Origin of the sequence: Nocardia sp. NPDC059180 (assembly GCF_042754945.1) — a bacterium.
GTDB lineage: Bacteria > Actinomycetota > Actinomycetes > Mycobacteriales > Mycobacteriaceae > Nocardia.
In genome coordinates, this window is sequence record NZ_JBHZBU010000007.1 from 44,045 (window position 1) to 68,645 (window position 24,601).

Annotated in this window: 22 protein-coding genes; 14 read left to right on the plus strand and 8 right to left on the minus strand. The window is 68.6% G+C overall.

Annotated features, from left to right (window positions below):
- Nucleotides 1-98 precede the first annotated feature (98 nt).
- The 7 genes from ACFXNW_RS21510 to ACFXNW_RS21540 all read left to right on the plus strand — a co-directional run bounded on the left by ACFXNW_RS21510 (nt 99) and on the right by ACFXNW_RS21540 (nt 7,219).
- Entirely contained in the window at nt 99-1,235 is a 1,137-nt protein-coding gene (locus ACFXNW_RS21510) for an alpha/beta fold hydrolase (protein ID WP_379419512.1), read from the plus strand.
- Between the two features lie 53 nt (nt 1,236-1,288).
- Entirely contained in the window at nt 1,289-1,504 is a 216-nt protein-coding gene (locus tag ACFXNW_RS21515) for a hypothetical protein (protein WP_379419513.1), read from the plus strand.
- Nucleotides 1,501-2,502 carry a hypothetical protein gene (locus ACFXNW_RS21520; protein ID WP_379419514.1) on the plus strand — a complete coding sequence of 334 codons (1,002 nt, stop codon included), beginning with the start codon at nt 1,501-1,503 and terminating at the stop codon, nt 2,500-2,502. Before ACFXNW_RS21515 ends, ACFXNW_RS21520 begins: the two co-directional genes overlap by 4 nt.
- A 79-nt stretch (nt 2,503-2,581) precedes the next feature.
- Nucleotides 2,582-3,805, plus strand: coding sequence for a hypothetical protein (locus ACFXNW_RS21525; RefSeq protein WP_379419515.1), 1,224 nt, complete (start codon nt 2,582-2,584; stop codon nt 3,803-3,805).
- 59 nt (nt 3,806-3,864) lie between these two features.
- Nucleotides 3,865-5,244: a hypothetical protein gene (locus tag ACFXNW_RS21530; protein WP_379419516.1), complete on the plus strand. Its 1,380-nt coding sequence runs from the start codon at nt 3,865-3,867 to the stop codon at nt 5,242-5,244.
- Nucleotides 5,245-5,360: 116 nt separating this feature from the next.
- A complete protein-coding gene (locus tag ACFXNW_RS21535; protein ID WP_379419517.1) occupies nt 5,361-6,791 on the plus strand; it encodes an SDR family NAD(P)-dependent oxidoreductase in 1,431 nt (476 codons plus the stop codon).
- Between the two features lie 41 nt (nt 6,792-6,832).
- Nucleotides 6,833-7,219 (plus strand): DUF2784 domain-containing protein, encoded by a 387-nt coding sequence (locus ACFXNW_RS21540; protein WP_379419518.1) that lies wholly within the window; start codon nt 6,833-6,835, stop codon nt 7,217-7,219.
- A 6-nt stretch (nt 7,220-7,225) separates the two neighbouring features.
- On the opposite strand, the gene ACFXNW_RS21545 is transcribed toward ACFXNW_RS21540, so the two are convergent.
- Nucleotides 7,226-7,999: a thioesterase II family protein gene (locus ACFXNW_RS21545; RefSeq protein WP_379419519.1), complete on the minus strand. Its 774-nt coding sequence runs from the start codon at nt 7,997-7,999 to the stop codon at nt 7,226-7,228.
- Between the two features lie 41 nt (nt 8,000-8,040).
- Between ACFXNW_RS21545 and ACFXNW_RS21550 the strand changes: the two genes are divergently transcribed.
- From ACFXNW_RS21550 to ACFXNW_RS21560, 3 genes are read left to right on the plus strand one after another with little or no spacing between them, the layout of a single operon-like run.
- The gene (locus ACFXNW_RS21550; protein ID WP_379419520.1) at nt 8,041-9,393 is read left to right on the plus strand and encodes a CoA transferase; all 1,353 of its coding nucleotides are present in this window, start codon (nt 8,041-8,043) and stop codon (nt 9,391-9,393) included.
- Nucleotides 9,394-9,439: 46 nt separating this feature from the next.
- Nucleotides 9,440-10,513, plus strand: a complete 1,074-nt coding sequence (locus tag ACFXNW_RS21555; RefSeq protein ID WP_379419521.1) for a nucleoside hydrolase — start codon at nt 9,440-9,442, stop codon at nt 10,511-10,513.
- A complete protein-coding gene (locus tag ACFXNW_RS21560) occupies nt 10,510-11,421 on the plus strand; it encodes an amidohydrolase family protein (protein WP_379419522.1) in 912 nt (303 codons plus the stop codon). Before ACFXNW_RS21555 ends, ACFXNW_RS21560 begins: the two co-directional genes overlap by 4 nt.
- A 125-nt stretch (nt 11,422-11,546) precedes the next feature.
- On the opposite strand, the gene meaB is transcribed toward ACFXNW_RS21560, so the two are convergent.
- Genes meaB through ACFXNW_RS21575 form a run of 3 tightly spaced genes read right to left on the minus strand, consistent with a single transcriptional unit; the run spans nt 11,547 to nt 16,734 of the window.
- Entirely contained in the window at nt 11,547-12,590 is a 1,044-nt protein-coding gene (meaB, locus tag ACFXNW_RS21565; protein WP_379419523.1) for a methylmalonyl Co-A mutase-associated GTPase MeaB, read from the minus strand.
- On the minus strand, nt 12,587-14,863 hold the full coding sequence (gene scpA, locus ACFXNW_RS21570) for a methylmalonyl-CoA mutase (RefSeq protein WP_379419524.1): 2,277 nt from the start codon (nt 14,861-14,863) through the stop codon (nt 12,587-12,589). Before scpA ends, meaB begins: the two co-directional genes overlap by 4 nt.
- Nucleotides 14,863-16,734, minus strand: a complete 1,872-nt coding sequence (locus tag ACFXNW_RS21575) for a methylmalonyl-CoA mutase family protein (protein WP_379419525.1) — start codon at nt 16,732-16,734, stop codon at nt 14,863-14,865. The genes scpA and ACFXNW_RS21575 overlap by 1 nt, the downstream gene beginning before the upstream one ends.
- A gap of 182 nt (nt 16,735-16,916) precedes the next feature.
- On the opposite strand from ACFXNW_RS21575, the gene ACFXNW_RS21580 reads away from it, so the two are divergent.
- Nucleotides 16,917-17,603, plus strand: coding sequence for a TVP38/TMEM64 family protein (locus ACFXNW_RS21580; protein ID WP_379419526.1), 687 nt, complete (start codon nt 16,917-16,919; stop codon nt 17,601-17,603).
- A gap of 211 nt (nt 17,604-17,814) precedes the next feature.
- On the opposite strand, the gene ACFXNW_RS21585 is transcribed toward ACFXNW_RS21580, so the two are convergent.
- The 4 genes from ACFXNW_RS21585 to ACFXNW_RS21600 form a co-directional block, all read right to left on the minus strand.
- The gene (locus ACFXNW_RS21585; RefSeq protein WP_379419762.1) at nt 17,815-18,732 is read right to left on the minus strand and encodes a S1C family serine protease; all 918 of its coding nucleotides are present in this window, start codon (nt 18,730-18,732) and stop codon (nt 17,815-17,817) included.
- 270 nt (nt 18,733-19,002) lie between these two features.
- On the minus strand, nt 19,003-20,265 hold the full coding sequence (locus ACFXNW_RS21590; protein ID WP_379419527.1) for an SGNH/GDSL hydrolase family protein: 1,263 nt from the start codon (nt 20,263-20,265) through the stop codon (nt 19,003-19,005).
- A 212-nt stretch (nt 20,266-20,477) separates the two neighbouring features.
- The gene (locus tag ACFXNW_RS21595; protein ID WP_379419528.1) at nt 20,478-21,734 is read right to left on the minus strand and encodes an SPFH domain-containing protein; all 1,257 of its coding nucleotides are present in this window, start codon (nt 21,732-21,734) and stop codon (nt 20,478-20,480) included.
- A complete protein-coding gene (locus tag ACFXNW_RS21600) occupies nt 21,734-22,165 on the minus strand; it encodes an NfeD family protein (RefSeq protein ID WP_379419529.1) in 432 nt (143 codons plus the stop codon). Before ACFXNW_RS21600 ends, ACFXNW_RS21595 begins: the two co-directional genes overlap by 1 nt.
- 152 nt (nt 22,166-22,317) lie before the next feature.
- On the opposite strand from ACFXNW_RS21600, the gene ACFXNW_RS21605 reads away from it, so the two are divergent.
- From ACFXNW_RS21605 to ACFXNW_RS21615, 3 genes are all read left to right on the plus strand, one after another.
- Entirely contained in the window at nt 22,318-23,130 is an 813-nt protein-coding gene (locus tag ACFXNW_RS21605) for a DUF3097 domain-containing protein (RefSeq protein ID WP_379419764.1), read from the plus strand.
- 96 nt (nt 23,131-23,226) lie between these two features.
- Complete coding sequence (locus ACFXNW_RS21610) at nt 23,227-23,451, plus strand: hypothetical protein (RefSeq protein WP_379419530.1); 225 nt, start codon at nt 23,227-23,229, stop codon at nt 23,449-23,451.
- An 89-nt stretch (nt 23,452-23,540) separates the two neighbouring features.
- A complete protein-coding gene (locus ACFXNW_RS21615; protein ID WP_379419531.1) occupies nt 23,541-24,353 on the plus strand; it encodes a hypothetical protein in 813 nt (270 codons plus the stop codon).
- Nucleotides 24,354-24,601: the final 248 nt, after the last annotated feature.

The window sequence follows — 24,601 nt, forward strand, 5'->3', positions numbered from 1 at the left end:
ACACATATACATCTACCTGGGCCCTAGTGGTTTTACGGCAGTGCGTACTGGCAGTATCGTTGAACGTACCGCCAGTACGTTTCGAACGAGGTGACGTGATGACCGAACCGCGCGACTCCCGCCGCGCCCCGGGGTACGGACCTGTGCCCGACCGCCGGTGGACGATCGAGGTCGACGGCATCGAGCTCGCAGGCTACGAATGGGGCAGTCCGGCGGCCGAACCGCTGGTGCTCGTCCACGGCGCTTCCGACACCCATCGGACGTGGGCGCAGGTGGCCGCGACGCTCGCCGATGAATTCCGCGTCATCACCTACGACGTGCGCGGGCACGGCCGTTCCGGCAGCCCGAGCGGGCTCGGCGCCTATCGACTCGATCGCCTCGCCGATGACCTCTACGCCGTCCTCGACTCGGTCTCCCCCGATCGTCCGGTCCATGTGGCCGGGCACGGCTGGGGTGCGATGCAGGGGTGGGAGGCCGTGGCCGATCCACGGGCGGGCACCCGTATCGCCTCGTTCACCGCGCTCTCGGCGCCGCATCTGGACCATATGGGCCTGTGGTTGCATCAGCTGCGACATCGCACGCGACGCAACGTGCACCGGATGCAATCGCGCACGGTGCGCCGGTTCGCAGTCTCGCCGCAGGCCGGCGGTCGTACCGCTCGCCCGGCAGAGGTGGCGCAGGATCATCGCGACACGATCGAGGTACCCGTCGACCGCGGCGGACGTCCGGGCTCGGCGCAAACGCCTGCTCCCACTCGGCACGTCGCGCGACGTCGACCCACTGCGGTGTCCTCGGCCCTCGACGAAGCACGGGTGACGCTGCATTCCTCACCGTCGCTGCTGCGACGCGCGGTCTACCAGCCGCGAGTGCGGACCGGATTGCGACGGGCCACGCGTCTGTCGCCCCGCGCGGACGCGCCGATCGCGCCGACCTGGCGCACCGATCTCATCGCCGGCCTGCGCATCGCCCGCGCCAACCTCGGCCATCACCTACGGCATCCGCGCGATCAGCACACCGCCGTCCCGGTCCAGCTACTGCTCGATGCCGCCGACCCGGCCGCGCGCCCTGGCATACGCGCCGCGGTGCAGGAGCGCGTGGATCGGCTGTGGTGCTACACGCTGCCCGCCGACCACTGGCTTCCGGTGACCGAACCGCTGCTGGTCGGCGAGGCGATCGCCAACTTCGTCAGCGACCTGCGCGCCGACAGCGATCCCGCCTTCCGAACCACATACTGAACCGCACCCGGCGTCCCGCCGGGCCGCTCCGGCCATTCGCACCGAAAGGCACCATGACCACCGCAGCCGACACCTTGTCCCGGACGTTGGGCGCTCCCCTGCCCGCGGCCTTCGCCGACCTCACCGACGCACAGCTCGCGCAGCTCGAGCAGATGCTGCATGACGCGTCGGCTCGCCGTGCCGACCAGATGAGCGAGGCGTTCGAGTCGGGGCTGCGATTGATCCCGCGCCTGATGCGTCCCGCGGTGAGGAAGGCCCTCGGACTATGAGCAACCACCTCCTGGCCCTCGCCGAGACGACGAAGCTGGCCCGCCTCCTCGGTGTCGAGACCGACAAGCTCGACTTCCTCGCAGATCTGCCGCCGGCCGCGATCCGCGAATTCCGGGACCGCAGCACCGACCTGATGTTCGACCGTGACCGCTCGAAGCTCGCGAGGGTCGCCGCCGCAGCCAATCTCGTGCCGGTAACGATCAGCGCCAAGATCGCCACCCATGCCTTCGGACCGGTGCTGTGCGCGGCCGTCGCCGCCTCGGTCGACCCGCAGCGCGCAGTCGATATCGCTGCGGCGCTGCCCGCACCGTTCCTGGCGGAGGCGGCGATCGCGCTGGATCCGCGGCGCACCGCCAACGTGATCGCCAAGGTTCCACCCCGGCAGGTCGCTGCGGTCGGGACCGAGTTGCTGGCTCGCGACGAACACGTCACTATGGGCCGTTTTGTCGGGGTGGTGCCCGAACCGTCCTTGAGGGCCGCCGCGGCGGTCATCGGAGACGCCGATCTGCTGCGTATCGGATTCCTGATGGAAGACAAGAGTTCCATCGATACGTTGATGGAGATCGTCGCCGACCGGCTGCCCGAAATCATCCGCGCCGTCCATACCGAGCTGCTGTGGGCACAGGGACTCGACCTGCTCGCCACGGTGAACGACGCGAACAAGGCCAGGCTTGGCGATATCTGCGCCGAACTCGGTGACGACGTTCTCGATGGACTCATTGCGGCGGCAGTCGAACTCGACGCGCTGGCCACGCTGATGCCGGTGACCAGCGCCATGAGTTCGGCGACCCTCGCGGCGCTGGCCGCGCGGCCCGCGGTGCACGACGAGCAGTTTCTCGGCGCGTGCGTCGATATCGCGGCGGCCGAGGGACTGTGGTTGGACATGCTGCCGCTCACCAGGCATCTACCCGCTGAGCCGCGGTCCTTCGTCGCCGCCCGAGTGGCGGGCAAGCCCGATGTGCCCGCCGAAGTCACCGAGGCACTCGGGCTCGGGTAGCGATTGCCGAGAGTGCCCGGGTCACCCGGCGCGCGACTCGAATGGGCGCGCACGCGGCGGCAGTGATATTTTCCCCGCCATGACGACATCGGGGGACTCTTCGAATCAGCCGGACGCACAAGGCGATCAGCAGCGGGGGGCAGGTGGCGCCCCGCACCAGCCGCCGGTCGCGCCCGCCGATCCGACGGTACTGCGGCAGCCGGGTCCGCCGGACCCGCAGCACGATCCGACGCTGCTGCGGTCCTTCGATCAACCACAGGGCGGGTACGTGCCCGTACCCCCGCCCGCCGCCGCGCCCGGCTTCCCGTATGGTTCCGCGGCGCCGGGGCAGAAATTCGCGCAGCCCGCACCCGGTTTCGGGTCGATGGCGCCACAGCCGCACCAGTCCGCCCCCGGTTTCGCCCAACCCAACGCACCACAGGGTCAGCCCTCGATCCCTCAGAACCGGGGCTTCCCGCTCCAAGGCCAAGGCTTCCCGCTCCAAGGCCAGGGCCTCCCGCCGCAGGATCAAGGATTCGCCGCAGGTGGATTCGGACCAGGTGGGCCCGGCGGGCCGGGTTTCGGCCGGCCGGCGGCGGCCTTCGGTCCGACGGGCCCCCGTGGCCAGGGATCCTCCGGCATCGCCGGAAAAGGCTGGTTGTGGGCGCTCGGCGGCATTGTCGTCGCTTCGGCGATGTGGGGCGGTGCGGTTCTCGCGTTCGGCGGCAGCAGCTCCGGTGGTGTGGCACCGGGCGAACCGGACTTGCGCGGTTACTCCTACTCCGGCGACTTCTGCGATTCCGCCGATACCTCGCCGTTCACCGAGTCCGACTACACGGTCGCCACCACCGATTCCTCCGGCAAGGATGAATACCCCGACTTCACGGGCTCGGAGCACGCCGCGGTCGACAGGATGTTCTGTGCGCAACGGCTCCTCCCACCCGGCGCGAAAGAAGACGACTACCAGGACGCCCACCTGTACTCGAGTGTCAGGATCAATAAGAAGACCGATCCTGGCCCGGAGTTCACCGCGGACTTCGACACCTGGGAGAGCTCGTACTCGGACTCCGGCGGCAAGGGCGAGGTCGAGGAGGTCTCCGGGATCGGCGACGAGGCGTATATGACGATCGAGTCGAGCCAGCCGGATGATCTATCCCCGACTGTCTCGATTGTGGTCCGCGACGGGTGGGTCGTCGGCCACTTCACCTGGTCGCAGTACGTACCGACGTCCTCGAGGAGCACCGAGTCGGTCCTGCCGCAATCGGAGGTCATCGACAAGCTCACCGAGTCTGCCAGGTCCACGATGGCCGCACTGCGCGACTGAGCGCCCTGTCCCGCGACTCGAATGGCCGGTCAGGAGGCTCTGGTGGTAGTTTCCGCGCCATGACCACATCGGGGGACTCCGCGAATCGACCGGGCGCGCAAGGCGATCAGCCGAACTCGACGAATGAGTCGCCGCAGCAACCGCCGGTCGCGCCCACCGATCCGACGGTCCTGCGGCAGCCGGGTCCACCGGAGCCGCAGCACGATCCGACGCTGCTGCGCCCCTTCGATCAGCCTCGAGGTGAATTCCCGTCGGTACCGCCGCCCGGTGTGACCGCGGGCCCGCCCTATGGTTATGCGGTGCCGGAGCAAGGATTCGCGCAAGCCGCGCCCGGGTTCGCGCCGTCGGCGCAGCAGCAGTCCGGCTCCGGTTTCGCCCAGCCCAACGCGGCACAGAGCCAGTCCTCGCCGCCGCCGGATCAGTTCTCGCCGCAACAGAGTCACGGCGTCACGCCACAGAACCAAGCCTTCCTGCAAGGCCAGGGCTTTCCGCCACAGGGCCAGGAATTCGCTCCTCGAGGCCAGGGGTTCTCGCCGCAGGGCCAAGGCTTCGCTCCGCAAGGCCAGGGGTTCTCGCCGCAGGGCCAAGGCTTCGCTCCGCAAGGCCAGGGGTTCTCGCCGCAGGGCCAAGGCTTCGCAGCGCAGGAACAAGGATTCGCGCCAGGTGGGTTCGGACCGGGCGGGCCCGGTGGGCCTGGTTTCGGCCCGTCGTTCGGTCCCAGCGGCCAGGGATCCTCCGGCGCCTCCGGCAGGGGCTGGTTGTGGGGGCTGGGCGGCCTCGTCGTCGCGTCGGTGGTGTGGGGCGGCGCGGTTCTCGCCTTCGGTGCATTCGGCAGTAGCAGCACCAGCAGCTCGGACGGAGTCGCACCCGGTGTGCCGGACCTGCGCGGCTACGCCTATTCCGGCGACTTCTGCGACGTCTCCGACACCGAACCGTTCAGCGAGTCCGGCTATACGATCTCCACGATCTCGGGTGACAGTTACCCGGACTTCGAAGGCACCGAGCACGCCGCGAGGGACACGATGTTCTGCGCCCTACGGCTTGTCTCGCCCGGCGCTCCGGAAGACGACTTAGCGGGACCGTCGCTGTACTACAGCGTGACGATCCACAAGAAAACCGATCCGGGTCCCGAGTTCACCGCGGGTTTCGATACCTGGGAGAACCCGGATGCCGAGGCGGGTGCCGGGGGCCGGGTCGAGAAGATCTCCGGAGTCGGCGATGACGCCTATGTGATCGTCGCGCCCGGCGAGGTGGGTGATCCCTCCCCCCGGGTCACGATCATGGTCCGCGATGGCTGGATCGTCGGCCGCTTCACCTGGTCGCAGTACGTGTCGACGTCCTCGTCGTCGAGGGACTCGGCGAAGGTCCTGCCGGAATCGGAGGTCATCGACAAGCTCACCGAGTCCGCCGGGTCCACGATGGCCGCACTGCGCGACTGAGCCTGTCGAGGTGTCGGCTGCTGGCCCGGGGTGGAGGTGAGCGGCCGGTCACCGGACCCCGTTTGAGACAATGGGCGCGACACTCGCCCAGCTCATGAAGGATGTCTCCACCTCCGATGGCCGAAACCACGATCGATCCGGACTCACTCGCCACCTGTCTGCGGGTGCTGGAGCAGGCGGGACAGCTCGACAAGGATCATCCGGATTCGGTGGCGGTGCAGCGCGCCGTCGGGCATATGTTCAAAAAGCTCAAGCAGCGCCGTCGCGCGGAGGCCAGGGACGCGGTGTCGACCGCCGACCGCGCAGTGGTCTCGGCCACCGCGACCGGTTCCCCCCAGCGGATCGACGACGAGACCGCAGGCATCCCGATCAGCTCGACCGCTTCCGGCGCCAGCGCGGGCACCCTGCTCCGGGCCCGGCCCTGCTACATCTGCAAGCAGCGCTACACCCGGGTCGACGCGTTCTATCACCAGCTGTGCCCCGACTGCGCCGCCGACAGTCACGCCCGCCGCGATGCCCGCACCGACCTCGCCGGTAAACGCGCACTGCTCACCGGTGGGCGCGCCAAGATCGGCATGTACATCGCGTTGCGGTTGCTGCGCGACGGCGCGCACACCACCATCACGACGCGATTCCCCAACGACGCCATCCGCCGCTTCGCCGCCCAGCCCGACAGCGCGGACTGGCTGCACCGGGTGCGCATCGTCGGCATCGACCTTCGTGATCCGGCGCAGGTGGTGGCATTGGCCGACGATGTCGCCGCCCAGGGCCCGCTCGACATCCTGATCAACAACGCCGCCCAGACGGTACGACGCTCGGCAGGCGCCTACAGCGCCCTGGTCGACGCCGAATCCATGCCGCTGCCCGCCGGTGAGCTGCCCGATGTGGTGACTTTCGGCAAGACGATGCAGGCCCATCCCAGCGCTCTGACCGCCTCCCTCACCCCGACGCTGTCGGCCGCCGATGTCGCCGAGCTGGCGTTGGTGGCGGGGTCGGCGACGCCCGAGCGCATCTCCCGCGGTGTCGCCATCGACGCCGGTGGTCTTGTGCCCGATCTCGCGCACACCAACAGCTGGGTGCAGACCGTTGGTGAAGTCGATCCGACCGAGTTGCTCGAGGTGCAGCTGTGCAATTCGGTCGCGCCGTTCATCCTGGTGTCGCGGCTACGGCCTGCGATGGCGGCGACGCAGGCACGGCGCAAGTACATCGTCAACGTCTCGGCGATGGAGGGCCAGTTCGGCCGGGCCTACAAGGGCGCGGGACATCCGCATACGAATATGGCCAAGGCGGCGTTGAACATGCTGACCCGCACCAGCGCCACCGAGCTGTTCGAAGCGGACTCCATTCTGATGACCGCCGTCGATACCGGCTGGATCACCGACGAACGGCCGCACTACACCAAGATCCGCCTGGCCGACGAGGGCTTCCGGGCGCCACTTGATCTGGTCGACGGCGCCGCACGCGTATACGACCCGATCGTGCAGGGCGAGCAGGGCAACGACTTGTACGGATGCTTCCTCAAGGATTACCGGCCCTCCCCCTGGTGATCTCGGCGCCGATATTCCGGCGCGCACTTTAGGCTGGAAGGATGCTGTACCGGCTGCTTGCCGATGCCACCGCTATCGTGCATTTCACCTTCATCGCGTATGTGGTGGTCGGTGGATTCCTGGCGTGGCGATGGCCGCGCACCATCTGGCTGCATCTGCTGGCGTTCAGTTGGGGTTTCGGCGGGATCGTGATCGGCTACGACTGCCCGCTCACTCATCTGGAGAACTGGGCGCGGCGCAGTGCCGGTGAAGCCGGGCTGCCGCCTTCGGGATTCATAGACCACTATCTGACCGGAGTGATCTACCCCGAGACCGCCCTCGGGTTGGTGCGGGCGCTGGTCGCGGTGTGTGTCGTGGTGTCGTGGGCCGGGTATGTCTGGCTGTTGCGGCGCAGAAACGATCCGACGGTCGCCGGATCGTCCGCGTGACACGGTTCATCGCCGGGTGGCGCGGCCGTCGGCTCGGTTCCTGATGGCCGTCGCCACTTCAGCCGGCCGATCGTCGAGATAGAAATGCCCGCCGGGGAATTGCGTACTCGAGAATGCGCCGGTGGTGAATTCACTCCAGCGGTCGAGCTGCGCGGCCGTGGTCGTCGGATCGCTGGTGCCGACGAAGGCGGTGATATCGACCGTGAGGGCCGGGCCGGGTTGGTAGGCATAGGTTTCCACGGCGCGGTAGTCGTTGCGCACGGCCGGGAGGACGAGGTCGGCCAGACCTGGTTCGGTGCGCAACATCCGGACGGGTCCCGGATCGGCGGCCAGCCGCTCCAGATCGTCGATCAGCCCGTCATCGGGGCCCAGGTGCAGGCGGGCGGATTCGCGGTGGTCGGGTGCGGGCCTGCCCGAGACGAACAGCAGCTCGGGTGGCTGTCCGTCGCGCTCGAGTCGGCGCGTCGTTTCGAACGCCACCGTCGCGCCCATGCTGTGGCCGAACAGTGACAAGTGTTCGATCCGCGGCTGGGCCAGCAGCTCGGCCGCGATCCGGTCGGCCAGCTCGCCGATATCGGGGATCGCGGTGTCGGCCAGCCGATCCTGCCTACCCGGATACTGCACGGCGGCCACCACATAGCCGGGGCCCAGATGCTCGGCGAGCGACCGGTACGTAGTGGCCGATCCACCGCCGGGCGGCAGGCACACCACATGGTGGCGCGGGACCGGATCCGGGCGCAGCACACGCAGCCATGCCGTGGGAGTGATGGTTCTGCTCACGTCGGAATCCGTTCCGGTCGACGGCTATTACGCTGGGTGCGGTGAGTGTGCACGAACGGCTGGTCCGTGACTACCAGGATGGCATCGGTGTCGAGGATCATTGCGTCACACCCGCGCCGGAATTCGGTGCCGCGCTCGCCGCGGCGCTGCCCGTGGCCGGGCTCGCGGCGGGTGCGATAGGAGCCGTCATCGGTGCGGCGAACCGGCTGCGCGCGGCGCACGGACTCGACCCCATGCGGCACCGCATCGACCCGCCGCGCGTCGCGGCTGCCTTCGCCAGTGAACGGCTGCTGCGCATCGAGGGCGCCCCGGTGGGGATGTTCGCCGACCTGTCGGGCTTCTTCCCGACCTTCGACGGCGGGGTCCGCACCCACGCCAACTATCCACACCACCGGTCCCGCCTGCTCGCCGCACTCAACCTGCCCGCCGACGCTTCCCTCGACCTCGCGGTCGCGCAGATCGCGATGAGCCGCGCCGCCGATATCGAGGACGCGGCCGCCGCCACCGGCGCTATCGCGGTACAGGTCCGCACCGAACGCGAATGGGCGGCCACCCCGCAGGCACGGGCCGCGGCGGCGGGACCACTGGTTGCCGCGATCGCCCGCGCCGACGCACGCGGCATCGGTCTACCGGACGGAGCGACACCGTTTCTGCCGCTGCGCGGTGTCCGGGTGCTCGATATGACCAGGGTGATCGCCGGCCCGGTCGCGACCCGCACCTTGGCCCTGCTCGGCGCCGATGTCCTGCGCATCGACCCGCCCGGTCTGCCGGAGATTCCGTGGCAGTTCCGCGACACCTGCCAGGGCAAACGGTCCACTGTGCTCGATCTACGCACCGACCGCGCCCGTATCGACGCGCTCATGGACACTGCCGACGTACTGGTCACGGGCTACCGACCCGGCGCGCTCGAGCACGCCGGGCTGACGATCCGGCCGGGACTGGTGCACGGCCGGGTCAGCGCATGGGGCGAGACCGGGCCATGGGGCATGCGACGCGGGTTCGACAGCATCGTGCAGGCCGCGACCGGCATCGCCATCATCGAAGGCGCACCAGCGGTCCCCAGCGCACTGCCCGCGCAGGCGCTCGACCACGCCTCGGGCTATCTGCTCGCCGCCGGAGTGATCGACGCGCTCGTCGCTCGCGCCGCCGACGGCATCGGCCGCGATATCCGGGTGTCGTTGGCGCGCACCGCGTCCTGGTTGCTCGCCGCACCCGAGCGCACGCTGCGCCACCCCGGGGCCGCCGAACCGGATCCGCAGTACGCCCTCACCCACGGCAGCGTCACCACCGCCATTCCCGCACTCGCCGAGTACCCCGACTACCCCGCACCCGCGCGACGCTACGGGTGGGATCAGCCGACCTGGTCGTCACCGGCGCCGTTGTGGCGGGTGTGACCGACCGGGCCGCGGCCCCTGGGAACGACCTCGATAGGCTCGGGGCGTGCGGCAGAAGATCATCGTTGACGTCGATACCGGGGTGGACGACTCGCTGGCACTGCTCTACCTGCTGGCCAGCCCCGAGGCCGAGATTCTCGGCATCGTGTCCACTGCGGGCAATGTCGACGCCGCGCAGGTAGCGGTCAACAATCTGGCCTGGCTCGATGTCTGCCGGACGCCCGATATCGAGGTCGCGCTCGGCTCCGCCGAACCTCTCGCCATCGCACTGCGCACCACCGAGGACACCCACGGAGCCCAGGGCGTCGGCTACGCCGAACTGCCCGCGCCGAACCGGGCGGTATCGAAGCGCAATGCTCCCGATCTGTGGGTCGACCTCGCACGAGCGCACCCCGGGGAGATCATCGGCCTGTGTACCGGACCGCTCACCAATCTCGCGTTGGCTCTGCGGCGCGAACCCGCGCTGCCGCAGCTGCTGCGCCGCCTGGTCGTGATGGGTGGCGCGTTCAACCATCCGGGCAATACGACGCCGACCAACGAGTGGAACGTGCACGTTGATCCCGAGGCGGCCAAAGAAGTCTTCGACGCTTTTTCCGCCGCATCACCGGACCGGCGCCCCTTGATCTGCGCACTCGACATCACCGAGACCATCGAGATGCGTCCCGAGCATCTGATCCGGCTCGCCGAACGCGCGGGAAGCACACCCGCCGAATCGGTGTCGCCCGCGGACCCGCCGGAGGCCAGATCCGCCACGAGCAATCCGATCATCCGGCATCTCACCGACGCGGTGCGCTTCTACTTCGACTTCCATCACTCCTACGGCCTCGGATATCTGGCGCATATGCACGATCCGTTCGCCGCGGCGGTTGCCCTCGACCCCACGCTGGCGCGCACTCGTGCCGCGACGGTGGACGTCGAGCTCACCGGAACCCTCACCCGTGCCACGACGGTGGCGGACTGGGCAGGCATGTGGGGGCGAGAACCCAATGCCGACATCGTGATCGGCACCGATCCGGAGTTGTTCTTCGACCGGCTGATCAGCCGGGTCGGTGATTTCGCCGCCGCGGTGTATCCCCCGGCGGGCAGGCTGGTCCCCGCGAACGCTCAGGAGGCGCCATGATCGACGACACCACCACCTACCTCGCCGCGTTCCGCCGCCGCCTCGGCCTGCCCGCGATCGTCGACGTACACACCCATTTCATGCCGGATCAGGTGATGCGCAAGGTCTGGGCGTACTTCGATTCTGCGGGCCCGCTCACCGGACGGGAGTGGCCGATCACCTACCGCGACGATCAGGCGGTGCGGTTGAAAACATTGCGCGACTTCGGTGTCCGTGCGTTCACCTCGCTGGTGTACCCGCACAAACCCGAGATGGCGGCCTGGCTCAACTCGTGGACCGCCGAGTTCGCCGCCGAAGTTCCCGATTGCCTGCACACCGCGACCTTCTATCCGGAGCCCAGCGCTGCGGGCTATGTCGCCACCGCCATCGAGCAGGGTGCGCGAGTATTCAAGGCGCACATTCAAGTCGGCGCGTATTCACCTCTCGACCCGCTGCTCGATCCGGTGTGGGGCGTGCTCGCCGAGGCCGGCACTCCGATCGTCATCCACTGCGGATCCGGCCCGGCACCCGGTGAATTCACCGGTCCCGGCCCCATCGCAGAGCTGCTGCGCCGCCACCCCGCCCTGCGGTTGATCGTCGCGCATATGGGCATGCCCGAGTACGCCGAATTCATGGACCTGGCCGACCGCTATTCGGGCGTCTGCCTCGACACCACCATGGCGTTTACCGATTTCACCGAGGATGAAGTCCCCTTCCCCGCCGCCGACCGACCGCGCCTGCGCGACCTCGGCGACCGCATCATGTTCGGCAGCGACTTCCCGAACATCCCCTACCCGTACCACCATGGGATCACCGCCCTGGAACGGCTCGAGCTGGGCGATGATTGGCTGCGCAGGGTCTGCCACGACAACGCCGCGCGTGTCTTCGAGCTGCCAGACCTTGCGCCGGACGGCAATACCGCAAGCTGACCAGGCCGGATCGCCTCCCACCTGCCTCGGCGGCGAGGGGCCAAGCACACGAGCTCACAGTCGTCACGCGCACCTCGACACATGTCGCCACCACCGGTGTGGCGTTGGCCGATCCGTTCGGCAGATCAGCCCGCGTCGAAAGCGCGCAGCAGTTCCTCAGCGGCCAGGGCTGCGGTCAGCGCGCCTTCGCGAACCTGCTTTTCCACATCGTCACGCAACGCCTTGACCCGCGGATTGTCGGCGAGGCGGCGTAGCAGCTGGTCGTGCACCATGGTCCAGGTCCAGTCCACCTGCTGGCGGCGGCGCTTCTCATCGAATTCGCCGGCATCGGTCAGCACGCGGCGATGTTCGAGCACCGTGGACCAGAACTTTTCCAGGCCGATGCCCTCCAGGCCGCTCATGGTGAGTACCGGCGGCCGCCACAACGCATCGTGCGGGTGGATCAGGCGCAGCGCGCCCGCCAGTTCCCGCGCGGCCTTCTTGGCCTCGAGCTCGTGCTTGCCATCGGCCTTGTTGACCGCCACCAGATCCGCGAGCTCGAGGACACCCTTCTTGATGCCCTGTAACTGATCTCCGGTCCGGGCCAGCGTCAGGAAACAGAACACGTCGACCATATTCGCGACCGTCACCTCGGACTGGCCGACGCCGACGGTCTCCACCAGGATCACGTCGTAGCCTGCCGCCTCCAGCAGCACGATCGTCTCGCGGGTCGCCTTGGCGACGCCGCCGAGCGTGCCCGCGGTGGGCGAGGGCCGGATGAAGGCGTCCGGTTCCACCGACAGCCGCGCCATGCGGGTCTTGTCACCGAGGATGGAGCCGCCGGTGCGAGTGGAGGACGGGTCCACGGCGAGTACCGCGACCCGATGCCCTCTGCCGATCAGGTGCATACCGAGCGCGTCGATGAACGTCGACTTCCCTACACCGGGAACGCCGGTGATGCCGACACGATTCGACAGCACGGCGCTCGCCGAGCCCTGTGCCTCCGGCGTCAGCTCCAGCAGCAACTGCTGGGCCAGCGCCCTGTGGTCGGCCCTGGTCGACTCGACCAGGGTGATGGCCCGCGCCAGGGCGGCCCGCTCGTTGTTGCGGACCGCCGTGGCGAGTGCGTCGACATCGATGGTGCGGCGCGCGGCTCCCCCACGCGGAGCAGCCGAACCTGCTTCACTCATTCGGCGGCGGACTCCGCGGCGCCGGTGCCGATCTCGTGACCGAGTTCGGCCGCGAGCTTCTTCAGCAGATCGATCGCCGCTTCGGCGATGACGGTGCCGGGCGGGAAGATCGCGGCGGCGCCGGCCTGGTACAGCTCCTCGAAGTCACCGGGCGGGATGACGCCACCGACGATGACCATGATGTCGGGGCGACCGACATCGGCCAGTGCCTGCCGCAGGGCGGGCACCAAAGTGAGGTGGCCTGCCGCCAGCGAGGACACACCGACAACGTGCACATCGTTGTCGGCGGCCTGACGCGCCACCTCTTCGGGGGTCTGGAACAGCGGGCCCACATCGACGTCGAACCCGAGATCAGCGAAGGCCGTGGCGATCACCTTCTGGCCGCGGTCATGTCCGTCCTGGCCCATCTTGGCCACCAGGATGCGCGGACGGCGGCCTTCGGCCTCGGCGAACTCCTCGACCAGATCACCGGCGGTGGTGATGTTGGTGACCTTTCCTGCCTCGTCGCGGTACACACCCGACAGGGTACGGATCTCGGCCTGATGGCGGCCGTACACCTTCTCCAGCGCATCGGAGATCTCGCCGACGGTGGCCTTGGCACGCGCGGCGTCGATAGCGAGCGCCAGCAGGTTGTTCTCCATGCCGCCCTCGGAAGAGGCTGCGGCCCGGGTCAATTCGTTCAGCGCCCGCTCGACCTCGGCCTGGTCGCGGTCCGCGCGCAGTTGCCGCAGCTTCTCGATCTGCTCGGCGCGAACCCGCGAGTTCTCGACCTTGAGGACCTCGACCTCGTGATCCTCTTCCACCTGGTACTTGTTCACGCCGATCACCGGCTGTTGCCCGGTGTCGATGCGCGCCTGGGTCCTGGCGGCGGCCTCTTCGATGCGCAGCTTCGGAATGCCCTCCGAAATCGCCTGCGCCATACCGCCGTGCGCCTCCACCTCGGCGATATGGGCGCGGGCGCGGTCGGCCAGCTGATGGGTCAGCCACTCCACGTAGTACGAGCCGCCCCACGGGTCGATCGGGCGGGTCGTATTGGACTCCTGCTGGATCAGCAGCTGAGTGTTGCGGGCGATCCGGGCCGAGAAGTCGGTCGGCAGTGCCAGCGCCTCGTCGAGAGCGTTGGTGTGCAGCGACTGGGTGTGGCCCTGGGTGGCGGCCATGGCCTCGATGCAGGTGCGCGCGACATTGTTGTAGGCGTCCTGCGCGGTCAGCGACCAGCCCGAGGTCTGCGAATGCGTCCGCAGCGACAGCGATTTCGCGCTCTTGGGCTCGAACTTCGCGACCAGCTCACTCCACAGCAGCCTGCCCGCGCGCAGCTTGGCGACCTCCATGAAGAAGTTCATGCCGATCGCCCAGAAGAACGACAGCCGCGGGGCGAACTTGTCGACCTCCATACCCGCGTCGATACCGGCGCGGATGTACTCGACACCGTCGGCGAGGGTGTAGGCCAACTCCAGGTCGGCCGTCGCGCCGGCTTCCTGAATGTGATAGCCGGAGATGGAGATCGAATTGAACTTCGGCATCTTCGCGCTGGTGTAGGCGAAAATGTCGGAGATGATCCGCATCGACGGCTTCGGCGGATAGATGTAGGTGTTGCGGACCATGAACTCCTTCAGAATGTCGTTCTGAATGGTTCCGGCCAGCTGTTCGGGCGTGACGCCCTGCTCCTCGGCAGCGACCACGTACAGCGCGAGGATCGGCAGCACCGCACCGTTCATCGTCATCGAGACGCTGACCTGGTCCAGCGGAATGTGATCGAAGAGCTGACGCATATCGAGGATGGAGTCGATGGCCACACCGGCCATACCGACATCACCCTGCACGCGCGGATGATCGGAGTCGTAGCCGCGGTGGGTGGCCAGGTCGAAGGCCACCGACAAACCCTTCTGACCGGCCTGCAGGTTGCGGCGGTAGAAGGCGTTGGAGTCGGCCGCGGTGGAGAAGCCCGCGTACTGGCGGATCGTCCACGGCTGGTTGACGTACATCGTGGGGTACGGCCCGCGCAGGAACGGGGCGACACCGGGCACGGTATCGAGCGGATAGCCTTGCGCGACAACGGCGTCGCGATCGGCCCTGGTGAATACCGGCGGCACGTCGATGCCCTCGGGCGTCGACCAGACCAGTTGCTCGGGGGTGGTGTGGTTCGCCGTCGCGGCCTCGGCCACGAATTCGCGGACCTGATCGGCGTCGACAGCGGCTGCCGCGGGCGCGTGCTCACTGAGCGGCACATCGGCGAAACTGCCGACGACGTGCTCGACATTGGATGTGGTCATCAGGCTCCCACCTTTTCCAGCAGCTGCGACAGGACCGCGACCGCGTCGATGCGCAAGGTCAAGTATCCGTCGGGACGCTGCACACCGCTGTACTGCGCGACCGACTTCTCCGGTCCGGCCAGCAAGACCGTCGTGACACCGGCGGCGCGCAAGGTTTCGGTCGCCTCGCCCGCCTGCTCGCCGTAGCGCTTGTCCGCACCGCACAAGACCGCGATCTGCGCACCGGATTCCGTCGCGGCGGCGGCGATGGCGTCTACCGCCAGCGGACCCGGGTTGACCGACTCGATCCCACCGGAGGCCAGGACGTTCGCGGTGAAGATGGTGCGCGCGTTGTGTTCGGCGACCGGGCCGAGCGGCACGATCAGTGCCTTTGGACGGGCGCCGTTGGCGGCGAGATAGGCATCGGAGCGGTTGCGCAATACCTCGAACGCGGCACCGTAACGCGGGTTCGGACCCGGCACCCGCGCCTGCTCCGACAGCGGCGCCTCGGCCAGGTTGGGGAACTCGTTGACACCGGTGACCGCGCTGCGGCGATGGGCGACATCGGCGGCGCGGGTGGCGGCGGTTTCGGCGATCCGCGCGGCGAGCACACCGGAGTCGAGCGCGGCGAGGTACCCACCCGCAGCCTCGAGTTCCTGCATGAATTCCCAGGCCTTGGCAGCAAGTTCGTCGGTCAGCGCATCCACGTACCAGGAACCGGCGGCCGGGTCCTGCACGTGACCGAGGCGGGATTCCTCGAGCAGCAGCAGCTGGGTGTTGCGAGCCATCCGCTGCGAGAACGTCGCCGACACTCCCAGTTCGCCCTCGGGCAGCGCCGCATCGAACGGCAACACGGTCACCGAGTCGGCACCGCCGACACCGGCGCCGAACGCGGCGAGGGTGGTGCGCAGCATGTTCACCCAGGGGTCGCGCTGGGTCATCATGGCGGCGGAGGTGATCGCATGTTGCGGAGCTGCGCCGAAGGCGGGCGCGCCGCACACCTGGGCGACCCGCGCCCACAAACGCCGCGCCGCCCGGAACTTGACGATGGTGGCGAACTGATCGTCGGTGGCCGCGAAGCGGAACTCGAGCTGACCGAGCGCATCGGCGATGTCGACACCGGCGCCGGCGAGCAGACGCAGGTACGCCAGCCCGGCCGCGACGGCTGCGCCTACTTCCTGCGCGTCGGCGGCACCCGCGTTGTGGAAGGCGACGCCGTCCACCGTGATCGCACGCACCGACTCGGGCCGGGCGATCGCACGCACCGCCAAGGCGACCGTCTCGGCTTGATCGAGGTTCTCAGCGCCGGAAAAAGCGCTTGTGAGCGGGGCGGCGCCGAGACCGACCCGGATCTGCGCGCGATCGGCGAGCGAGTAGCCGTCGAGCACCTCGAACACTCGCTCGGCGGCGGCGCCGGTTTCCGCACCGGCGACAAGAGTCAGTGGGGCCAACTCGAACAACACACCGCGCAGGGCGACGGGGACGCCGTCGACGGGGACGCCGTAGCGCCCGGCGCCGAGCGCGATGGCGCTCACACCGTTCTCCAGACCGGTCAGGATCGCCCGATTGGTGGCCTCCGCGTCGTCCTCACCGGCGAACGCGCTGACGAACCAGCCACGCTGCGGATCACGGGTGGCATCGCCACCGCGCACATAAGGAAAGGTCCCGGGCAGCGGCTGCTCGGGCAGCTCATCGCGACGGGTGTAGAGGGGGGCGATGGTCAGCCCGTCGTAGGTGGTCTCGTCGAGCAGATGCTCGGGTTCGGCGGGGAGCTCGGACGTCTCGACCCGCCGCGCCTTGGCCAGCACGCCCGCCACGCCTCGCCGCCATGCGGCGTACTCGGGCACCGGTTCCGGGGCAAGTCCCGCCCCGGGCTCTGAAGCTATCGGCATACGCTGATTTCCCTCTTCCATTCGAGTACGGGCGCACCACTCCTGCACGCCCATACCTGTGCATCCGCCCAGCTCAGCGGACACTTTGGTTAACGAGTATTCGGCTCGTTTCCTCTGATGCTAGCGGGGCGCCAATACGCACTTGACCGAGGCCACCGCTACCAACCGGTAACCTAGCGCGGGTGACCCGACTGCTCCGAGACCGACGCATCGTCGCGTTGATCCTCGGGATCTGCGCGCTTTTCGTCGTCGCGATGCTGATCGAGCTGCCGGATCCGGAGCAGATCCAGGACTGGGCCGAGAGCGTCGGGCCGGTCTTCCCCTTCGTCTTCTTCGCCGGATACGCCCTGGTCACCGTCGCGCCGGTGCCGCGAACCGTGCTCACCGTCAGCTGCGGCGTCCTGTTCGGCTCGGGGCTCGGGCTTACCGTCGCACTGTCGGCCACGACGGTCGCGGCCGCGCTGGCCTTGCTGCTGGTGCGTGCCCTCGACCGTGATCAGGTCGCCTCCCGGCTCACTCATCCGGCGGTGCGCGCGATCGACGAACGGCTCGAACGACGTGGCTGGCTCGCGGTCGGTTCCCTGCGGCTGATCGCGGTGGCGCCGTTCTCGGTGGTCAACTACTGCTGCGGGCTGTCCTCGATCCGGTTCTGGCCGTACCTGATCGCGACCGTCATCGGTTCGCTGCCGGGCACCATCGCCACCGTCGTCCTCGCGGATGCGCTGACCGGAGGTAGTCATCCCGCCATGGTCGTCATCTCCGGTATCTGCCTGGCGATCGGCGTGGTCGGATTGGTCGTCGATGCGCGATGGAAACCCGCGCCCCGCGAGCACCCCGCCGAACCCTCGCCCGTGCCCGCCACCGACTGACGAAGGGTCGGGCGGATCAGCGATGGTTGCCGACCCGCACTGGCCGGTCATGCGGGTCGTCGCCATAGCGGCCGGAGAACCGTCTTCTTATCCGCCGCCAGGCAGTTCACCGATGACAAGCAGGTGGCGGATGTGGCCGCCGGGCTGCCCGAGGCGAGACACCGTCCGATGCCCTATCCGCGGCCCACGCGGACTGCGCCCGGTTGGTCGATCAGTCGACCGTGAGCTCATTCGGCACCGCGATCACATCGACCATCGCCCCGTTGCGCAGCACTGTGACCGGCAGGTGCGAGCCGATCGCGTCGGCGAACAGCTGACGCTGGATGCCCTGCGCGTCTCTGACCTCGGTGCGCGCGACGCTGAGCACCAGGTCGCCGCGGCGCAGACCGGCGTGATCGGCCGGGCCGCCGCCGATCACCTCGACAATGCGGACACCGCCGTCCTGGCCGGTGCGCGCCGCGACATCTGCGGGTAGCGGCGCGGGCACGCCCACCAGCCCGAGGTAGGCGCGCCGGACCCGGCCATCGGTCCGTAGCGTCTGCACGATCATGCGGGTGGTGGCGTTGATCGGGATCGCCAGCCCCAGCCCGATTCCGGCGACCGCGGTATTGACACCAACCACCCGTCCCGCCGAATCAGCGAGCGCGCCACCCGAATTACCGGGATTGAGTGCGGCGTCGGTCTGGATGACATCCTCGATCACCCGACCGGCGCGGCGCGAGGACACCGGCACGGCGCGGCCGAGCGCGCTGACCACCCCGGCCGTCACCGATCCGGCCAGACCCAGCGGGCTGCCGACGGCCACCACCAGCTGCCCGACGACCAACGTGTCGGCGTCGCCGAGAGTCACCGCGCCGGGAGCGTCACCGCGGGCACGCAACACCGCCAGGTCGGACAGCGGATCAGAGCCGACCACATCGAACCGGGTTTCGGCGCCGTCGGCGAACACCAGCTCACCATGACGAGACCCGCCAACGACATGCGCGTTCGTCAGCAGATATCCGTCGGCGGTAACCAGCACCGCCGACCCGCTCCCCCGCCGCGCCCGCACACTCGCGACATGCGGCGTCACCGACGCCGCCACCGCGATCACCGTTCGCGAATACGCATCCATCGCGGCATCGTCCATGCCGATCACCACCCTGCTCCGCGCCTGCGCCACCTCCAGGATGCCCAGCGGCGCGTCGCAGCGCAGCATGTTCACCGCAAGCGCAATCAAGACCCCCGGACGTTCACGCGCACGTGGCCCTGTCGTCGCACCCGCGGGGTCGGTTGGCACCGCATGCCTCGGGAACCGGCTGCTGATCATCGAGTTCGTCGCCGGGCGATTCGGTGAGCACTCAGGCCCTCACCAGCTCCCCACCAGCAGATCTGCCTGTGGGCGCCACCGCGAGCCGTGTCAGAGGTCGGCCAGTGCGATGACCTGGGCCATGGTCGCGTAGCCGGCCGGGCTTGGATGCAAATGGTCGCCGCTGTCGAAGGCCGGGGCGATCGCATCGGGGTCGTCGGGGGCAGCCAGGGCTCGCTCGAAGTCGATGACCGCGTCGAACTCGCCCGAGGACCGGATCCATGCATTGACGGTGTCGCGCACGGCTTCACCCCGTTCGCTGAAGTAGGGCGCTGCCTTGTACGGGGTCAGCGTCGCGCCGACCACCCGCAGGCCGTCCACGCGAGCCAGCGCGATCAGTTCGCGGTACCCCGCGATGAGCTGGTCGGCGCTGATCTCGGGGTTGGGCTGCACCCAGGGCTCGTCGAGTTCGCTGGCGCCGATGTCGTTGATCCCCTCCAGCAAGATGACGGTGCTCGCGCCGTCCCGGTCGAGGACATCGCGTTGGAATCGGGTCTTGGCGCTCGCACCGGTGTAGTCGGAGTCGATGAGCACTCGGTTGCCGCTGATGCCGGTGTTGAGCACCGCGCGGGCCGACCCCTCGGCGGCCAGCCGGGTGGCCAGCACATCCGGATAGCGGTTGTCGGCGTCGGTAGTGGCTTCCGCGCCGTCGGTAATCGAGTCACCGAAGGTCACCACCGAGCCTTCGGCGCCTGCCGTGTCCACCTCGAGGTCCGCGAGGTAATACCACGAGCTGCTGGTTTCGGTGAACGCTGTTGCTGCCGGGTCGGCGGCATGATCGCCGCTCGCACGGTAGCTGGTGGCGTTGGCGATCTGATGGAAAGTAGCCGGACCGGTTTCCTCGGCGAGGTAGATCGTGACCGTCACCGGCCGTAATGCGGTGACGGTGAATCCGACCGGGTCCGTGGTGGTTTCCGCACCCACCGCGATCTCGGTGGACGCAGTGCCGTCGAACAGCAGCGGCCGCACAGTGTCCGCCCGCACCGCGGCACCGTCGCCCGGTTCGGCGATCGTCGCGGCGGTGATTCGTAGCGGACGCTCACCGAAGAGGTTGGAGAACTTGATTCTTACCTCGTCACCGCCCAGCGTCGGCCGGACCACCTGCCGGACGGTGTGATCGGAGAATCCACTCGTGGACCAGTTGGGTGACCAGATATCGACCGCGGCCTGTTGCGCGGTGACCCAACTGTCGGACCAGGCGGCTGTGGGTCCGGCACCCGCGTCGTCGGAGCATCCGGTGAGCACCAGCGCCGCCGTGGCCAGCAGTGCCACCACCACTGTGCCGCGTCGCCTGCTGGTCGTTCTCGTCGGCACGGCCGTCGTCCGCCGCCTTGGCCGAGCCCTCATCTGCGTTCCCTCACTCACCCGATCCGCTGTCCGCGAATCTGTAACAGCAATCAACCTCGGGTAGCACGGCTCAATTCCGGACCATAGTCGGACACCAGGAGATCACTGCGGCGAGACGAGCGGCCGTCGGGCACCACGGCGACCGCTCGCCGGTCAGCAGCCCGAGAAGGAACGCCTGCTCACTGCTGCGCACCCGGCGGCTGCCAGGGCCTGCCATGGATATCGCCTGCACTCGGCTGCTGTGGCTGCGGCGGAAGCTCTTCCCGCGCGGGCGGTTGCGGTGCGGCAGGTGCGGGCTTGTTCAGGTTCGCGGGCTCCGCCTGCACTCCGGGGATCAGCCCCTCGACAGGCGTGCGGGCCGTCGCCTCGGCCGCACGCACCGCCCGTTCGATGGCCGGATCGGGTGCGGTGTCGAACCAGTCGGCGACGTCCTCGGAGTCGTCCTCCGGCTTGGTCTCGCTGCCGTCGGAGGCGGGCGGTTCGTACCGGAACACCCCGTCCTCGCCCTTGGTGGCGAAGTTCTTGGCGAAACCTTCGAGGGCTTTCCCGAAATCGCTGGGCACAAGCCACACCTTGTTGGCGTCACCACGGGCGACCATCGGCAGTGTCTGCATGTATTGGTAGGCCAGCAGTTCCGGTGTCGGCTTACCGGATTTGATTGCGGCGAAGACCTTTTCGATCGCTTTGGCCTGACCTTGAGCCTGCAGATACGAAGCGGCGCGTTCACCCTGCGCGCGCAGGATGCGGCTCTGCCGTTCACCTTCGGCCGACAGGATCGCCGACTGCTTACCGCCCTCCGCGGACAGGATCTGTGCCTGTTTGGCGCCCTCGGCGGTCTTGATCTGCGATTCGCGCTGACCTTCCGCGGTAAGGATCATCGCGCGCTTCTCGCGGTCGGCCTTCATCTGTTTCTCCATCGACTCCTGGATCGACGGCGGCGGATCGATGGCCTTGAGCTCGACCCGCGCCACCCGCAGGCCCCACCGTCCGGTGGCTTCGTCGAGCACACCGCGCAGCTGACTGTTGATCTGATCGCGGGAGGTCAGCGTGTCCTCGAGGGTCATACCGCCGACCACATTGCGCAGCGTGGTGACGGTCAACTGCTCGACCGCGGCGATGTAGTTGCTGATCTCGTATACCGCGGCCTGCGGGCTGGTGACCTGGAAATACACCACCGAGTCGATCTGCAGGGTGAGGTTGTCCTGAGTAATCACCGGCTGCGGTGGGAACGAGACCACCCGCTCACGCAAATCCACCTTGGCACGGATGCGGTCGGCGAAGGGGACGAGGAAGGTCAGCTGCCCCGACACCGTGCGCGAGTACCGGCCGAGTCGTTCGATCACCGCCGCCTCGGCCTGCGGTACCAGCGCGATCGACTTGAACACCACCACCACGACCAGCAGTACGAGGACTGCGGCCACGATCAATACAGCCATTACGGCCCTTTCCAGACGACGGCTGTCGCACCGTCGATCTTCATCACGTACACCGTGGTTCCCGGCGGATACTCCTCGGCCGGATCGAACGGCCTCGCCGTCCACTCCTCACCACCGAGCTTCACCCGGCCGCTGTGCGCACCGACCGACTCGAGCACCAGCGCCGACTTCCCGGGCAGCGCATCCACATTGGTGAGGGTCGGCGGCGGAGTCGCGAAGCGCCGCAACAACATCGGGCGCACGCCGAGCATGAGCGCGACGGACACGATCGCGAAGATGATCGCGTCGGCCACGACGCTGGTGTCGGCGGCGAAACTGATGCCCGCGGTGATGAGCGCCCCACCACCGAGCATCAACAACGTCAGCTCGCCGACGAACATCTCGGCCGCCACGAGCAGGATGCCCACGACCAGCCAGAAAACTGCGGCCACGTCTCCACTGTAATGGCCGGGAACGATTCTCGAGGCGGCGCGAACACAAGATCATGAACCTGTGATGTGCGCCGACCGACGACTGGCGCCGGTGCGCCGCGGCAACGAACCGGTTCCCGTGCAGTAGCTTCGGCCGGGTGAGTTCGCGTGACATGTACGGCGGTGACATCTTTTCCGGCCACACCCGCGCCACAAAGCGCAAAGTTCCACGGTTGGAGGCCGAACGTGATCTCGTGGTCGAGGATGCGGCCAGCGGATTCTGCGGCGCCGTCGTCGGATTCGAGCGCAGCTACGACGGCGAGTTCGTGAAGCTGGAGGACGGGCGCGGCGCGGTTCGGCTCTTCGCACTGCGTGAGGCCGCGTTCCTGATCGACGGCGCACCCGTCACCTTGGTCCGCCCGACCGCCGCGGCACCCACCCGCGAGACCCGCTCCGCGTCCGGCTCCACGCGCGTCGAAGGACTGCGCGCCCGTGTCGCTGCCGCCGGCCGTATCTGGGTCGAGGGTGTGCACGACGCCGCACTCGTCGAGCGCGTCTGGGGCCATGACCTGCGGGTCGAGGGTGTGGTGGTCGAGCATCTCGAGGGCCTGGACAACCTGGCCGAACGGCTCACCGAGTTCGGCCCGGGACCGGGCAGGCGGGTCGGGGTGCTGGTCGACCATCTGGTCACCGGGTCGAAGGAATCCCAGCTCACCACCGGCCTCGGCGCCCACGTGCTGGTCACCGGGCATCCGTATATCGACGTCTGGCAGGCGGTGCGCCCGGCCGCGGTCGGTATCCGGGAATGGCCGCAGGTGCCGCGCGGGGAAGACTGGAAAACCGGTATCTGCCGCCGCCTCGGCTGGGGGACCCCGCAGGAAGGCTGGCGCCGGGTCTACAACGCCGTCGATTCGTTCCGCGACCTGGAGGCACCGCTCATCGGAGCCGTCGAACGGCTCATCGATTTCGTCACCGAACCGGAGTAGCGTCCGCCGTTCAGGGGAACCCGTGCGCGCCGCACCGGTGCGATTGCGCGATCGGTCTCGGCCGGACCGCCCGGTCGCCCCGATACGGAGGTGGACATGTCCGCGAAGCCGCTGTCGGCGCTACTGGTAGCCGCCGCATTGACTCTGCCGGCATGGTCGGCTCCGCTCGCGAGCGCGGCCCCACTGACCGAGCACCGTAACCCCGTGGCGACGGGCTCGGCCGACCTCGCGCCCGCGCTGCTCGATCTCGTCCGCTGCCTGATCCAGCTGCCGCCGTCGGCATCCGGCGATCCGTCGCAGGGGTGCAATACCGCAGGGTGATCATCTTCGGGCGGCTCGGGGCACCGCGTCAGTATCGTGCTGGGCCACCGATGTCCATGCGTCGCGACGAACCTTTATGCTCGAAGATTATGTGCTCCCCGAGTGCCACGCTGACGGTGTGGGCCGGCTCCTGGCTGGCCGGTACCAGTGCGCCCGACGACGTACTGGAGGCGCTGCACGCCTGGGCCCCGCGCCACACCATCGCCGCGGGCGACCCGTTCAGCGGCGCGCGCACCGACCTACCGTGGTCCTCGCTCGGCAACCCGCAGGGCACCGGAGTCATGCCGCTGCTCAAGGTGATTCGGGAAACCATGGCCGAACCGGGCTCGCACCTGCGGCTGGTGCTGCCGGTGCCCGGCGATGTGCGCGGCCTGCCGGTCGGCACCGCGTTCGCCGCCGATGCCATCGAAGCCGGTGAGGGCATGCTCATCGGCGTTCCCGGCGCCGAGGGCACCGGGCTGATCCCGCAGTGGGAGGGCGAGCACACACTGCAGTGGACCGTGTACAGCACGCCCATCCCGGCCACCACCGGGATCGACATGTCGCTGGGCGAAGCCGAATTCGCCATGCGCGAAGCGGTGCGCGACGCGGCCGACGCACTCATGCGCCTGCACACCACGGGCCTCGGTTCCGGTGACGCCGACCCGCGGGAACTGATCGAGGCCGAACTGGCCGACTACACCCGCCACGACTATCCGGAGGCGATCCCGCTGCGTGCGCGCCGCATCCTCGACAGCGCCGACCACGTCGCCGCCATCCTCACCGTCGCTCAGCGCGAACCGGCCTCCTCCCCCACCTCCGCCAGCGCCGTCACCGAACACGAATCGCTGCTGCGCCCGCTGTGGGATGCCATCCGGGCGGCCCGGCTGGTCGCTGTGCACGCTTCGGCGCGCACTCGCTGATCTCGTCGGCACCCGGCTGATCATCGCTCGCCGTCGGCGTGTTCGGCACCGAGCCCCGCCCGGCATCGGTCCGGCAGAGGCGCGCGGCCGCGCCGGCGACGGTGTCGAATCGGACTCACGGCGGGCCGCGCGAGGGCGGCCGGGTGTGCCATTCCAGCGCACGCACCGCGTATATGCCGCAGCCGGACCAGCTGCGATCGATCCGGCTGTCGACGAGGCCGTCGCGTCATACCTCAGGCCGCCGGGCG